This window comes from Streptomyces sp. NPDC053427 (assembly GCF_044544985.1).
GTDB lineage: Bacteria > Actinomycetota > Actinomycetes > Streptomycetales > Streptomycetaceae > Streptomyces.
Window position 1 is genome coordinate 646,661 of sequence record NZ_JBITYA010000004.1, and the last position, 12,928, is coordinate 659,588.

The following is a 12,928-nucleotide window of genomic DNA, read 5'->3' on the forward strand; positions in this document are numbered from 1 at the left end:
TACGCGGGTGGTTCTACCGGGGGGCAGGGCGTCCGGCACCCGATTCGGCACGGGTCCCAACGGCCTTCCCGCCGCCGTCACCGTCCCGGGAGTTCCCCTTCACGGCATCCCCGTCGACCGTGGCCTGCGGCTTCGCCTGGGCCTCGGCCGTCCGCTCGGGCTTCTCCGGCGTCACGAAGCGGTAGCCGACGTTACGGACCGTGCCGATCAGCGACTCGTGCTCGGGGCCGAGCTTGGCGCGCAGCCGCCGCACGTGCACATCGACCGTCCGCGTACCGCCGAAGTAGTCGTAGCCCCATACCTCCTGGAGGAGCTGGGCGCGGGTGAAGACCCGGCCCGGGTGCTGCGCCAGGTACTTCAGCAGCTCGAACTCCTTGAAGGTCAGATCCAGTATCCGGCCCTTGAGCTTCGCGCTGTAGGTCGCCTCGTCCACCGAGAGATCACCGTTGCGGATCTCGGTAGGGACGTCGTCGGTGGTGATCTGCTGGCGGCCCATCGCCAGCCGCAGCCGCGCCTCCACCTCGGCGGGCCCCGCCGTGTCGAGCAGAACGTCGTCGATGCCCCAGTCGGCGGTGACGGCGGCCAGCCCGCCCTCCGTCACCACCAGCACCAGCGGGCAGCCGGGTCCGGTGGACCGCAGCAGCTGGCACAGGGACCGGACATGCGGAAGATCACGACGGCCGTCGATCAGTATGACGTCGGCCCCGGGGGTGTCGATGAGGGCCGGTCCCTCGGCGGGGGCCACCCGCACGCTGTGCAGCAGCAGGCCGAGCGCCGGGAGCACCTCCGTCGACGGCTGGAGTGCGTTGGTCAGCAGCAGAAGCGAACTCACTTCCTACCACCTACCCGGTTTTCGGCGTTCTTCATCCTGTGCGGCTGCTCACGGTCCTGCTCGCTTCGTTTGCCCATGACGTCTGGTTCCTCCTCGGTCCCTGCGACGGGGGCACCACCCGGCCGGGGCCGGGGGCAGTCTGCGGCACTGCTTCGTACGGGTGCTCTCGGTCACGCCTCGCGTACACGTTGCGCTTGCCCGCTCCGCGGGTGTGAAAGCACAAAAGGACCCGGGGGCTACGCTGCCCGGATCCTTCTTGCCCAGCAGAATAGCTCACCCGGGTTCTGGACCCACGGCCGATTTTGCACGTTCTTGTGTTCCGTCGATCACTTCGAGTGGTCATCGGGCGACACCGTTGACGGAAGAAGGCGTCCGGATCGAGGCCGCGGACACCTCGCGCAGGGCCCGGATCAGGGGGCTTCGAAGCGTCCCCGGCCCCCGCTTCTCCCCGGGCGGCCCGGCCGTGCCGCGCCACGCCGCCCCATACGGCCAGGGGGAGCATGAGGGGCGCACGGGTGCGCGCTCCGACACCGTCGTCCCGACCGGCGCCCCGGGCCGCCTCGGTGCCTCACTCCGGCTCCGCCACCGCCTCCGCGAACTGCGCCGCGTACAGCCGGGCGTAGGCGCCACCGGCCGCCAACAGCTCGTCGTGGCTGCCCTGCTCGACGATGGCGCCGGATTCCATGACGAGGATGAGGTCCGCGTCGCGGATCGTGGACAGCCGGTGGGCGATGACGAAGCTGGTGCGGCCGGTGCGGAGCTGGGCCATGGCGTGCTGGATGAGGACTTCGGTGCGGGTGTCGACCGAGCTGGTGGCCTCGTCCAGTACCAGGATGGCGGGCTCGGCGAGGAAGGCGCGGGCGATGGTGATCAGCTGCTTCTCGCCGACCGAGACATTGCCGCCTTCCTCGTCGATGACCGTGTCGTAGCCCTCGGGGAGGGTGCGGACGAAGCGATCGACGTGGGTGGCCCTGGCGGCCTCGATGACCTTGTCGAGGGAGGTGCCCTCGGGGGCGCCGTAGGAGATGTTCTCGGCGATGGTGCCGCCGAAGAGCCAGGTGTCCTGGAGGACCATGCCGATGTGGCCGCGCAGTTCCTCGCGGGACATGGCGGCGATGTCGACGCCGTCGAGGGTGATCCGGCCGCCGCGGACCTCGTAGAACCGCATCAGGAGGTTGACCAGGGTGGTCTTGCCGGCGCCGGTCGGGCCGACGATGGCGACGGTCTGGCCGGGGTGGACGCTCAGCGAGAGGCCGTCGATGAGGGGCTTGTCGTCGTCGTAGCGGAAGGAGACGTCCTCGAAGGCGACCCGGCCGGTGACGTGATCGGGGCGGGTCGGGCGCTCGGCATCGGGGTCCTGCTCCTTGGCGTCGAGGAGTTCGAAGACCCGCTCGGCGGAGGCGACGCCGGACTGGACGAGGTTGGCCATCGAGGCGACCTGGGTGAGCGGCTGACTGAACTGGCGGGAGTACTGGATGAAGGCCTGGACGTCGCCGATGGACAGGGCGCCGGAGGCCACCCGGAGCCCGCCGACGACGGCCACCAGGACGTAGTTGAGATTCCCGATGAACATCATCGCGGGCTGGATCATCCCGGATATGAACTGGGCCTTGAACCCGGCGGCGAAGAGCGCGTCGTTCTGCTCGCGGAAGAGCTCGGCGGACTCCCGCTGGCGGCCGAAGACCTTGACCAGGGAGTGCCCGGTGTACATCTCCTCGATGTGCGCGTTGAGCTTGCCGGTCGTCTTCCACTGCTGGACGAACTGCGGCTGGGCGCGCTTGCCGACCTTGGTGGCCACCAGGACCGAGAGCGGGACGGTCAGCAGGGCGACCAGCGCCAGCAGCGGCGAGATCCAGAACATCATGGCGAGGACGCCGAAGATGGTCAGCAGCGACGTCACTATCTGGCTGAGGGTCTGCTGCAGCGTCTGCTGGATGTTGTCGATGTCGTTCGTCGCACGGGAGAGCACCTCGCCGCGCTGCTGCTTGTCGAAGTAGCTCAGCGGCAGCCGGGCCAGCTTCTCCTCGACCTGCTCGCGCATCCGGAAGACGGTCCGCTGGACGACGCGGGTGGCGATCCGCGCCTGGACGAAGCCGAAGAGGGAGCCTCCGGCGTAGATCAGCGTCGTCCACAGGAGGACGACGCCCACCGCGCCGAAGTCGATGCCGTGGCCGGGGACGACCGGCAGCGCATTGACCATGTCGGCGAGCCCGCCCTGGCCGTGCGCGCGCAGCTCCGCCGCGGCCTGCGCCTTGGTGAGTCCCTCGGACAGCGGACGGCCGACGATGCCGGCCACGATCAGGTCGGTGGCGTGCCCGAGGATCTTGGGCGCCGTCACGGTCAGCGCGACGCCCAGCACGCCGAGCAGCAGTCCGACGGCGATGACGGCGCGCTCGGGTCGCATCTGGGACAGCAGCCGTTTGCCGGAGCCCTTGAAGTCCATCGACTTCTCGGTGGGCCCGCTCATCATCCGGCCGGGCCCGTGGATCGGGGCGGGCCCGCGTCTGGGCGCCGCCGTGGGCTCGGGGGCGGCCGCCTTCTTGTCCGCGGTGGTCACGCCGCCTCCTGCTCGGTGAGCTGGGAGAGCACGATCTCCCGGTACGTGTCGTTGCCGGCCATCAGCTCGGTGTGGGTACCGGTGCCGACGACCCTGCCCCCGTCGAGGACGACGATCCGGTCGGCGCCGCGGATGGTCGACACCCGCTGCGCGACGATCACCACCGTCGCCCGGTCCGTCTCCCGCGACAGCGCGGCCCGCAGCGCCGCGTCGGTGGCGTAGTCGAGCGCGGAGAAGGAGTCGTCGAAGAGGTAGATCTCGGGCCCGCGGACCAGGGCGCGGGCGATGGCGAGCCGCTGGCGCTGGCCGCCGGAGACGTTGGAGCCGCCCTGGGCGATGGCGGCGTCCAGGCCGCCGTCCATCCGCTCGACGAACTCGCGCGCCTGGGCGGTGTCCAGGGCGCGCCACAGCTCGTCGTCGGTGGCGTCCGGATTGCCGTAGCGGAGGTTGGTGGCGACCGTGCCGGAGAAGAGGTACGGCTTCTGGGGGACCAGGCCGATGGCCTTCGCCAGCGTCTCCTGGTCGAGGGTGCGGACGTCCTCGCCGTCCACCAGGACCGTGCCGCCGGTGGCGTCGAACAGCCGCGGTACGAGCCCGAGCAGGGTCGACTTGCCGGAGCCGGTCGAGCCGATGACGGCGGTGGTCTCGCCGGGGCGGACGGTCAGCGAGATGTCCTTGAGGACCGGCTCCTCGGCGCCCGGGAAGCGGAACTCGACGTGACGCAGTTCCAGTTCGCCGCGGCGGCGCAGCTCGGTGACGGGGTTCCGGGGCGGGACGACGCTGGTGTCCGTGCCCAGCACCTCCTGGATGCGCTCGGCGCAGACCTCGGCGCGCGGCAGCATCATCACCATGAACGTCGCCATCATGATCGACATCAGGATGTACATGAGGTAGCTGAGGAACGCCGTCAGCGCGCCGATCTGCATGTCGCCGCTGTCGATGCGCAGCCCGCCGAACCAGACGACGGCCACGCTGGAGAGGTTCACGATCAGCATGACCAGCGGGAACATCATCGACATCAGCCGGCCGGCGCGCAGCGAGATGTCGAAGAGATCGGTGTTGGCGGCGGCGAACCGCTCGCGCTCGTGCCGGTCGCGGACGAAGGCGCGGATGACACGGATGCCCGTGATCTGCTCGCGCAGCACGCGGTTGACCGTGTCGATACGGGTCTGCACCCCGCGGAAGAGCGGGTGCATCCGGCGCACGATCAGCGAGAGGAAGATCCCGAGGACCGGGACGATGACCAGGAGCGTGCCCGACAGCGTCACGTCCTGGTTCAGCGCCATGACCACGCCGCCGATGCACATGATCGGCGCCGAGACCATCATCGTGAACGCCATCAGCACCAGCATCTGGACCTGCTGGACGTCATTGGTGGTCCGGGTGATCAGCGACGGCGCGCCGAAGGTGCCCATTTCGCGGGCGGAGAACGACTGCACGCGGTCGAAGACGGCGGCGCGGACGTCCCGGCCCAGGGCCATGGCCGTACGGGCGCCGAAGTAGACCGCACCGATGGCGCAGACGATCTGCAGGACCGTGACGGCGATCATGAAGCCGCCCAGGCCCAGGATGTAGCCCGTGTCTCCCTTGACGACACCGTTGTCAATGATGTCGGCGTTGAGGGTCGGGAGGTAGAGGTTGGCCAGCGTCTGGATCAGCTGGAGCAGCACGATCAGGGATATGGAGCGCCTGTAGGGCCGCAGATGCGCCCGCGCGAGTCGGACCAACACGGACCGAGCTTAAGGGAAAAATTGCCCTCGGCAATCGAATATCCGGGCTTGCGGGGGCGCGGCACCCACCGTCGCCCGGCTCCAGCCGGGAGCCGGGCCGGTCGCCGCGTACGCCATCATGGTGGCGGCAACGAAGGAGAAGGGGCCGTCGTGACAACAACAGGCACCGTGCGTTACTGGGCGGCGGCCAAGGCCGCGGCCGGTACGGCCGAGGAGCCGTACGCAGCGAGCACGCTCGCCGAGGCACTGGACGCGGCGCGCGCCGCGCACGCCGCCAACCCGGAGTTCGCACGCGTCCTCATGCGCTGCTCCTTCCTGGTGAACGGCACCACCGTCGGCTCCCAGGACCACGCGACGGTCGAACTGTCCCAGGGCGGCACCGTCGAGGTCCTGCCCCCGTTCGCCGGAGGGTGAGCACACGATCATGAGCGACAACCAGCCGCAGCAGTACCCCGGGTACCAGCCGCAGGATCCCTACGGGGCCCCGTACGGCCGGCAGCCGGCGCCGCAGCAGCCGTACGACCCGTATGCGCAGCAGCAGTACGGGCACGGCTACGAGCAGTACGGCCAGGACGGCTACGGCACGCCGCCCCCCGCGGACCCCGCCGCCTTCCCCGCCCAGCACCACCAGGCCACCCTGGCGCCGCAGGAGCCGGACGCCCGGCAGCACCCGCAGCCGGCCCGGCCCGCCGCCGCGCCCGCGTCCACCGCGCACCTTGCGCCCAACCAGCGCGCCCGCGCCGAGGGCCGGTCGCCGATCATCGCGCCCGGGATGCAGCCGGCCGTGCTGACGGCCGTCCTCGCCGCGCTGCTCGCGCTGGCCGCGCCGCTGGCCCGTCCGGCGCTCTGCGTGCCGGTGGTGCTGCTCCAGGCGGTCACGGCGGCCGGCTGGTTCCGGCTGAACGGCATGTGGCCCGCCCGTCAGGGCATCGCGCTCGCCTTCCTGGCCGGAGTCACCACCGATGTCGCGCTGCTGGCCACCGACCGCGCGGACGCGCCCGTGGTGGCCATCGGCACGCTCGGTGTGTGGTGTCTGTTCGTCCTCGTCCTCCAGCTGCGCAACCGCTCCAGCGCCGACGAGCGGATGTACGCGCTGACCGCCGGTCTCACCTCGACCGCGCTGGCGGTGCTCGCCTCCGGCCACCTGGCCGCCGCCCCCCGCGCGGTCACGGTCGGCGCCGCCGCGGTCGCCGTGGCGACGCTCGCCCGCGCACTGCGGCTGCCCTCGTTCGCCTCGGTGGCCGTCGCCCTGATCGCGGCGGCGGGCGCCGGTATCGGGGCCGGGCAGCTGACCGGCTTCGGCACGTCCGGCGCGGTGCTCGGCCTGGCGGCCGGCGGCTGCGCCCTGATCGGCCTGCGGGTGGCCAGCTACGACTACCCCTCGCGGTTCGTGCACATGACGGCGGGCGTGGCACTGCCGCTGGCGCTCGCCGCGCCCGCCGTGTACGTCCTGGGCCGCGCCCTGGGCTGACGGGCTCCGCCACCGGGAGAGATCGTGCCTCCCGGTGGCCGCCGGGCGCGCCCGCCGGGAGTCCTCGTCTAGGCTCCCCGGTGCACGGGCAGGGGGCCTGTGCCGTTTGCACCGAAGACATGGCCGGGGGTCCGGCCCTTGTGTGGGGGTAGTGGTTCGATGCGTGCACTACGAGTGCTGCTGGTCATCGTCGTCATACTTGGCGCGCTGTTCGTCATCGGCGACCGCGTCGCGGTGAATTACGCCGAGGGCATGGCCGCGGACAAGATACGCAGCAGTCAGGGCCTGGAGAAGACCCCGGAGGTCTCGATCAAGGGCTTCCCGTTCCTGACCCAGATCGTCGGCCGCAACCTGACGGAGGTCGACGCGGAGCTCGGCGGCATGTCGGCCAACGCCGACGGGCACACCCTGCGGGTGGACAGGCTGAGCGCCCAGTTCCACGACGTGACGCTGGGCAGCGACTACACCTCCATCGAGAGCGCCGCCTCGGCCACCGGCAACGCCCACATCTCCTACGCGGATCTGACCAAGGCCGCCGGCGGCCAGGTCAAGATCAGCTACGCCGGTGAGAAGAACGGCCGCAGCCAGGTCAAGATCTCGCCGAACGTCCCGGTCCTCAACACCCTCGAGGTGACCGGCTCCCTCACCGTCTCGGGCAACACCGTCACATTGCGCGCGGACGAGATCCCGGCGATGTGCCAGGCCCTCCCGCGCTGCCAGCAGAGCGTGCGCTCGCAGACGGACCACAAGTGGCAGCTGACCCAACTGCCCGGCAACCTGAAGCTGGACAAGGTCGTGACGAAGGCGGACGGCATCTCCCTCACCGCCTCCGGGACGGACGTCAAGCTGCCCAGCTGACCCGGACGGGCTCCCGCGGCGGGCCGCCCCACCGGCCCGCCCGCGCACCGCGTCCACTTCCTGAGACGCCACCGTCCGTACGCCAGACCCCCCACCCGCTCACCGCCCGCCGCGGACCCGCCCGCACCCCTCCTCCGGGGCGGCGCATCCCATATCGCGGACAATCACGTCTCAGCATTTGAGGCACCGGTGACACGCCCGGTCGTCCGTCCCTACGATCGGTGCCATGCAGAGCGCATTGAGCGGTCTCCGTCCACGGAGACAGGCGGTACTGACGAAGCGGCGGGCAGTCGACCTGTGCCGCGTCGCCGCCATGCTCTGTCGCCCTGCCTGACGGGCCTTCCGCTCCCCGTCTTCACCCGGCGCGGCCCCTCGAGCCGTCCCTGCATGTCCCCCGCGCAACGCCGCGCACAGCCCCTCGTACGGACCCCCGTCCGACATGGGGTGCCGCAGCGCACAAATGGCGTATTCGCGTGCAAACCTGCCACTGCCCCCCGCAACTGCCCCGGAGGAGAAGAACATGAGCCGTAGCGACGTCCTCGTAGACGCCGACTGGGTCGAGGCCCACCTCGAGGACCCGAAGGTCGTGATCGTCGAGGTCGACGAGGACACCTCGGCCTACGACAAGAACCACATCAAGAACGCGGTCCGCATCGACTGGAAGCAGGACCTCCAGGACCCGGTGCGCCGCGACTTCGTCGACCAGGAGGGCTTCGAGAAGCTCCTCTCGGCGAAGGGCATCGCCAACGACGACACCGTCGTCCTCTACGGCGGCAACAACAACTGGTTCGCCTCCTACGCGTACTGGTACTTCAAGCTCTACGGCCACGACGGCGTCAAGCTGCTCGACGGCGGCCGCAAGAAGTGGGAGCTGGACTCGCGCGACCTGGTCGACGGCGCGCAGGTGCCCGAGCGCCCGGCCACCGCGTACAAGGCGAAGGCCCAGGACACCTCCATCCGCGCCTTCCGTGACGACGTCGTCGCCGCGATCGACAACCTCAACCTCGTCGACGTGCGCTCCCCCGACGAGTTCAGCGGCAAGCTGCTCGCGCCCGCTCACCTCCCCCAGGAGCAGTCGCAGCGCCCCGGCCACGTGCCCAGCGCCCGCAACATCCCGTGGTCGAAGAACGCCAACGACGACGGCACCTTCAAGTCGGACGACGAGCTCAAGGCCCTCTACGAGGAGGAGTCCGTCGACCTGGCGAAGGACACCATCGCCTACTGCCGGATCGGTGAGCGCTCCGCGCTGACCTGGTTCGTGCTGCACGAGCTGCTCGGCCAGACCAACGTCAAGAACTACGACGGCTCCTGGACGGAGTACGGCTCGCTGGTCGGCGTGCCGATCGAGCTCGGCGCCAACAAGTAATCCCCAGAGCTTCTCCCTTACCCCTCAAGGAAGTACCCCCATGTGTGGAGCACAGGCAGGCGGCCCCGACGCCTCGACCATCAAGCCCGGTGAGACCACGATCCAGGGCAGCGTGACCCGTGACGGCCAGCCCGTCACCGGCTACGTCCGCCTCCTGGACAGCACCGGCGAGTTCACCGCCGAGGTCCCCACCTCGGCGACCGGGCAGTTCCGGTTCTACGCGGCCGAAGGCACCTGGACGCTGCGTGCGCTCGTTCCGGGCGGCACCGCCGACCGCACCGTCGTCGCCCAGAAGGGCGGCCTGGCGGAGGTCGCCATCGCCGTCTGACACACGGCACTCCGTACGGCCGGAGGGCCGCACCCCAGGGGTTTGGACGCCTTTGCCGGGGTGCGGCCCTCCGCGCTGCCGACCGGCTTCTCTCCGGTCATCTGCGGACTTACCGTGGACTTATGTACGCGCACCGTCGGCTGTCGGCAGCGCAGCGCCGCCATCGCAGGTACTTCGTCCTGATGGGCGTGTGCCTGGTGCTGTTCGTGCTGGCGTGGAGCGTGGTGCGGCTGTGGTCCGTACCGGCCGCGGTGGCGATGTGCGTGGTCGCCATGGTCATCCCGCCCGTCGCGGCGATCGTCGGCAACCGCCGGGAGCCCGGCGAGCGCTGGTGGGACGAGTCCGGCGACCCGGAGTCCGACCGCTGGTGGCGCGAGCTGGACGACCGGGACGACGAGCAGCACCCCCAGTAGGGCGGTGCGGGGCCGGCCGGGCGGTGCGGGCCGCTCAGTACACCAGCGCCTGCACGCCCTCCGGCATGATCTCGCTGACGAAGACCTGGGTGCCGGCCATCCCCGCCTTGCCGATCAGATCCTTCTGCTCGATGCCGCGCCGCGCCGCGCACTGGGTGCACACCGTGATCGCCCCGCCGCCCGCGAGGATCCCGTCGATCAGCTCCGGCAGCGGCGCCGCGTGCGGCAGCTCGAACCCGGCCGCCCGCCCCGGCAGCGCGAACCACACCGATTCCCCGGTCAGCCACAGCGACACCTCGACGCCGTCGGCCACCGCCACCGCCGCCACCGTGAAGGCCTGTGAGCACCGTTCGGGCGCGTCCGCACCCGCCGTCACCTTGATCACGAGCTTCTTGGCCATACCGCCAGGGTAGGCCGGTGGCCGGGGATGGGCCGCCCCGAACGCCGGGACGGACCTCACAGCGCCGCGGTCACCGGCGCCGACTAGACTCACAGGCGGTCCGTTACACCACACTCCGCCCAAGGAGCGCGCTCGTGCTTGAGGCAGTCTTCACCACCCTGCTCGTCCTGGTCGCCGTCGGCGTCATCGCGTTCGCCGGCCTGACCTGGAAGAAGCTGTACCAGGGCCAGCGCTGACGGTCCCGCCGAGCAAACCCCTCCCCTCTCTATAGATCGCCTGAGCTCTCATGATCGAGATCCCGTCCGACCTGAACCCGGCCCTCGTGCCGCTCGTTTTCCTCCTCGGTACCTGGGAGGGCGCGGGCGTGGCCGACTTCCCGGGCGCCGAAAAGTGCAACTTCGGGCAGGAGGTCACCTTCAGCCACGACGGCCGTGACTTCCTCGAATACACCTCACACAGCTGGGTGCTCGACGGCGAGGGCAAGAAGGTCCGCCCCCTGGAGACCGAGAGCGGCTACTGGCGCATCGACGCCGCCCGCAAGGTCGAGATCGTGATGGTCCGCGACCAGGGCGTGGCGGAGGTCTGGTACGGCGAGCTGGCCGACCAGAAGCCGCAGATCGACCTGGCCACCGACGCCGTCGCCCGCACCGCCTCGTCCGGCCCGTACAGCGGCGGCAAGCGGCTCTACGGCTACGTCAACGGCGACCTGATGTGGGTCGGCGAGAAGGCCACCCCCGACGTCCCGCTGCGGCCCTACATGTCGGCGCATCTGAAGAAGGTCGCCGACCTGAAGGCATGGGCGGAGAGCCTGCCCGACGACATGCCCGACGGCGTCTCCTTCTTCCGCCCGGACGGCACGCCCTACGAGGGCTGACCGGCCCCGCACGGCTACCGCCGGCCACCACACGCACCACAACGCACCACCCAGCACCACCCAGCTTGACGCGCCCCGCGGGGGAAGTCCGGTGAGAGTCCGGCGCTGACCCGCAACGGTGTGCGGAATCCCTTCCGCAAGCCCGATCGCCCGCGGCGGCGCCCGATCCTGACAACTCGCCGTGGACTGCGAGGGGACGTCGCCCCGCCTCGCGCTCCGGGCCGCCGCTCCTTCCCCGTACGGACCCGGCCCGAGCCGAAGGCGTTCGCCCCTTGGCCAGCCCCGCCCGTACCGCCCCCCTGGTGGCGGTGCTCTCCGTCGCCCTCGCCGGCTCCCTGCTCTGCGGGGTCGGGCTCGGCGCCGCCGGGGTGAGCTGGCCGCAGGTGCTGCGCTATCTGGGCGCCGGATTCACCGGCGGCACCCTCGCGCCCGACGAGGTCTCCGCGTACACCATCGTCTGGGAGCTGCGCTTCCCCCGGGCCGTGCTGGCGGCGGTCGTCGGCGGCGGGCTCTCCGCCATCGGTGTCGCCGTCCAGGCGCTGGTCCGCAACGCGCTCGCCGACCCCTTCGTCCTCGGCATCTCCTCCGGCGCCGCCGTCGGCGCCAACGCCGTCCTGCTCTTCGGGGCGCTCGGCGCGCTCGGCATCTGGGCGCTGTCGGTGTCGGCGTTCGTCTCCGCGCTGATCGCCATGGCCCTGGTGTACGCGGCCGCCCGTACGGCCCACGGCCTCACCCCGCTGCGGCTCGTCCTGACCGGCACCGCGATGTACTACGGCTTCTCCGCGATCACCACCCTGATGGTGTTCACCGCCGACCGGGGCGAGGCGGCCCGCTCGGCGATGATGTGGCTGCTGGGCAGCCTGAGCGGGGCCGGCTGGGGCTCGGTGCCGATCGCCGCGGCCGCGGTGGCCGCCGCGCTGGCCCATCTGCTGCTCTCGGCGGGCCGGCTGAACGCGCTGGCCATGGGCGACGAGACCGCCGCCGCCCTCGGAGTGGACGCGGGGCGGCTGCGCCGCGAGCTGTTCGTGGTCGCCGCCGCGGTCACCGGGGCGGTGGTCGCGGTCAGCGGCGCGATCGGGTTCGTCGGGCTGATGGTGCCGCATGTGACGCGGATGCTGGTCGGCGCCGACCACCGCCGGGTGCTGGCCGTCGCGCCGCTGCTGGGCGCCGTGCTGCTGGTCTGGGTGGATCTGCTCTCCCGGGTGCTGCTGGCGCCCGTGGAACTGCCGGTCGGCGTGCTCACCGCCGTCATCGGCGTGCCCTGCTTCGTGCTGCTGCTGCGGCGGCGCGGCTACAGCTTCGGAGGCGGTGCCTGATGCGGATCGACATCGCAGAGCTTTCCGTGGACGTGGCCGGGCGGCGACTGGTCCACGACATCGCCCTGGAGGCCGGCAGCGGGCGGCTGGTCGGGCTGGTCGGCCCCAACGGCAGCGGCAAGTCGACCCTGTTGCGCTGCGTCTACCGCGCGCTGCGGCCGGCCGCCGGGACCGTACGGCTGGACGGCGCGGACCTGCACGCCATGGACGCGCGCGAGGGCGCCCGGCTGCTGGCCGCGCTGCCACAGGAGGCGAGCACGGAGTTCGACTTCACCGTGGCCGAGGTCGTCGCGATGGGCCGGCTGCCGCACCAGCGCGGCTCGGGCCGGGCGAGCGCCACCGACACCGCGGTGTGCGAGCGGGCGCTGGCGCGCGTCCGGGCGGACCATCTGGCCGGCCGCGGCTTCCTCAGCCTCTCCGGCGGCGAGAAGCAGCGGGTACTGATCGCCCGCGCGCTGGCCCAGGAGCCGCAGGTGCTCGTCCTCGACGAGCCCACCAACCACCTGGACATCGCCCAGCAGTTGGAGGTGCTGGCCCTCGTCCGCGACAGCCGCCTGACGGTCCTCACCGCCCTGCACGACCTCAATCTGGCCGCCGTGCACTGCGATGAGCTCTACGTCATCGCCCACGGCCGGATCGTCGCCTCCGGCCCGCCGCACGACGTCCTCACTGCCGAGCTGCTCGCCGACGTATTCGGTGTGCGCGCGCATCGCGTACGCCATCCCGAAACGGGCGCCCCGCAGCTGCTGTTCGACCGACTGACCGACCCCGCCTGAGGACCAC

14 protein-coding genes and 1 riboswitch are annotated in these 12,928 nt (G+C 71.2%); of the genes, 10 read left to right on the top strand and 4 right to left on the bottom strand.

Features of this window, described 5'->3' with window-relative positions; all coding sequences use genetic code 11:
- Positions 1-13 precede the first annotated feature (13 nt).
- From ACIGWZ_RS14630 to ACIGWZ_RS14640, 3 genes are all read right to left on the bottom strand, one after another.
- The gene (locus tag ACIGWZ_RS14630) at positions 14-832 is read right to left on the bottom strand and encodes a response regulator transcription factor (RefSeq protein WP_400064290.1); all 819 of its coding nucleotides are present in this window, start codon (positions 830-832) and stop codon (positions 14-16) included.
- A 568-nt stretch (positions 833-1,400) separates the two neighbouring features.
- Positions 1,401-3,302, bottom strand: coding sequence for an ABC transporter ATP-binding protein (locus ACIGWZ_RS14635; protein WP_400064469.1), 1,902 nt, complete (start codon positions 3,300-3,302; stop codon positions 1,401-1,403).
- A gap of 83 nt (positions 3,303-3,385) precedes the next feature.
- Positions 3,386-5,119 (bottom strand): ABC transporter ATP-binding protein, encoded by a 1,734-nt coding sequence (locus tag ACIGWZ_RS14640; protein WP_400064291.1) that lies wholly within the window; start codon positions 5,117-5,119, stop codon positions 3,386-3,388.
- Between the two features lie 150 nt (positions 5,120-5,269).
- On the opposite strand from ACIGWZ_RS14640, the gene ACIGWZ_RS14645 reads away from it, so the two are divergent.
- The 7 genes from ACIGWZ_RS14645 to ACIGWZ_RS14675 all read left to right on the top strand — a co-directional run bounded on the left by ACIGWZ_RS14645 (position 5,270) and on the right by ACIGWZ_RS14675 (position 9,555).
- Complete coding sequence (locus ACIGWZ_RS14645; RefSeq protein ID WP_400064292.1) at positions 5,270-5,533, top strand: MoaD/ThiS family protein; 264 nt, start codon at positions 5,270-5,272, stop codon at positions 5,531-5,533.
- 10 nt (positions 5,534-5,543) lie between these two features.
- Positions 5,544-6,590 (top strand): hypothetical protein, encoded by a 1,047-nt coding sequence (locus ACIGWZ_RS14650; RefSeq protein WP_400064294.1) that lies wholly within the window; start codon positions 5,544-5,546, stop codon positions 6,588-6,590.
- Between the two features lie 159 nt (positions 6,591-6,749).
- Positions 6,750-7,448 carry a DUF2993 domain-containing protein gene (locus ACIGWZ_RS14655; protein ID WP_400064296.1) on the top strand — a complete coding sequence of 233 codons (699 nt, stop codon included), beginning with the start codon at positions 6,750-6,752 and terminating at the stop codon, positions 7,446-7,448.
- 226 nt (positions 7,449-7,674) lie between these two features.
- Positions 7,675-7,782, top strand: coding sequence for a putative leader peptide (locus tag ACIGWZ_RS14660; RefSeq protein ID WP_393538362.1), 108 nt, complete (start codon positions 7,675-7,677; stop codon positions 7,780-7,782).
- A 186-nt stretch (positions 7,783-7,968) separates the two neighbouring features.
- The gene (locus ACIGWZ_RS14665; RefSeq protein WP_400064299.1) at positions 7,969-8,814 is read left to right on the top strand and encodes a sulfurtransferase; all 846 of its coding nucleotides are present in this window, start codon (positions 7,969-7,971) and stop codon (positions 8,812-8,814) included.
- A gap of 40 nt (positions 8,815-8,854) precedes the next feature.
- Entirely contained in the window at positions 8,855-9,142 is a 288-nt protein-coding gene (locus tag ACIGWZ_RS14670; RefSeq protein WP_030660503.1) for a DUF1416 domain-containing protein, read from the top strand.
- A 122-nt stretch (positions 9,143-9,264) separates the two neighbouring features.
- On the top strand, positions 9,265-9,555 hold the full coding sequence (locus ACIGWZ_RS14675; protein ID WP_400064301.1) for a DUF3099 domain-containing protein: 291 nt from the start codon (positions 9,265-9,267) through the stop codon (positions 9,553-9,555).
- A 34-nt stretch (positions 9,556-9,589) separates the two neighbouring features.
- Here ACIGWZ_RS14675 and ACIGWZ_RS14680 read toward each other — a convergent pair whose 3' ends face one another.
- Entirely contained in the window at positions 9,590-9,955 is a 366-nt protein-coding gene (locus ACIGWZ_RS14680) for a DsrE family protein (RefSeq protein WP_400064303.1), read from the bottom strand.
- A 286-nt stretch (positions 9,956-10,241) separates the two neighbouring features.
- Here ACIGWZ_RS14680 and ACIGWZ_RS14685 point away from each other — a divergent pair, with 286 nt between their 5' ends.
- The 3 genes from ACIGWZ_RS14685 to ACIGWZ_RS14695 all read left to right on the top strand — a co-directional run bounded on the left by ACIGWZ_RS14685 (position 10,242) and on the right by ACIGWZ_RS14695 (position 12,921).
- Positions 10,242-10,829 carry an FABP family protein gene (locus ACIGWZ_RS14685; RefSeq protein ID WP_400064305.1) on the top strand — a complete coding sequence of 196 codons (588 nt, stop codon included), beginning with the start codon at positions 10,242-10,244 and terminating at the stop codon, positions 10,827-10,829.
- Between the two features lie 80 nt (positions 10,830-10,909).
- Positions 10,910-10,981, top strand: a riboswitch (cobalamin riboswitch).
- Positions 10,982-11,101: 120 nt separating this feature from the next.
- Positions 11,102-12,145 carry a FecCD family ABC transporter permease gene (locus ACIGWZ_RS14690; RefSeq protein ID WP_400064307.1) on the top strand — a complete coding sequence of 348 codons (1,044 nt, stop codon included), beginning with the start codon at positions 11,102-11,104 and terminating at the stop codon, positions 12,143-12,145.
- On the top strand, positions 12,145-12,921 hold the full coding sequence (locus ACIGWZ_RS14695) for an ABC transporter ATP-binding protein (protein WP_400064308.1): 777 nt from the start codon (positions 12,145-12,147) through the stop codon (positions 12,919-12,921). The genes ACIGWZ_RS14690 and ACIGWZ_RS14695 overlap by 1 nt, the downstream gene beginning before the upstream one ends.
- The last annotated feature ends 7 nt before the right edge of the window (positions 12,922-12,928 follow it).

Coding starts and splice junctions, on each gene's coding strand:
- ACIGWZ_RS14695 (WP_400064308.1), top strand. CDS start 12,145: ATGCGGATCGACATCGCAGAGCTTTCCGTGGACGTGGCCGGGCGGCGA.
- ACIGWZ_RS14650 (WP_400064294.1), top strand. CDS start 5,544: ATGAGCGACAACCAGCCGCAGCAGTACCCCGGGTACCAGCCGCAGGAT.
- ACIGWZ_RS14665 (WP_400064299.1), top strand. CDS start 7,969: ATGAGCCGTAGCGACGTCCTCGTAGACGCCGACTGGGTCGAGGCCCAC.
- ACIGWZ_RS14680 (WP_400064303.1), bottom strand. CDS start 9,955: ATGGCCAAGAAGCTCGTGATCAAGGTGACGGCGGGTGCGGACGCGCCC.
- ACIGWZ_RS14655 (WP_400064296.1), top strand. CDS start 6,750: ATGCGTGCACTACGAGTGCTGCTGGTCATCGTCGTCATACTTGGCGCG.
- ACIGWZ_RS14660 (WP_393538362.1), top strand. CDS start 7,675: ATGCAGAGCGCATTGAGCGGTCTCCGTCCACGGAGACAGGCGGTACTG.
- ACIGWZ_RS14675 (WP_400064301.1), top strand. CDS start 9,265: ATGTACGCGCACCGTCGGCTGTCGGCAGCGCAGCGCCGCCATCGCAGG.
- ACIGWZ_RS14685 (WP_400064305.1), top strand. CDS start 10,242: ATGATCGAGATCCCGTCCGACCTGAACCCGGCCCTCGTGCCGCTCGTT.
- ACIGWZ_RS14670 (WP_030660503.1), top strand. CDS start 8,855: ATGTGTGGAGCACAGGCAGGCGGCCCCGACGCCTCGACCATCAAGCCC.
- ACIGWZ_RS14635 (WP_400064469.1), bottom strand. CDS start 3,302: ATGATGAGCGGGCCCACCGAGAAGTCGATGGACTTCAAGGGCTCCGGC.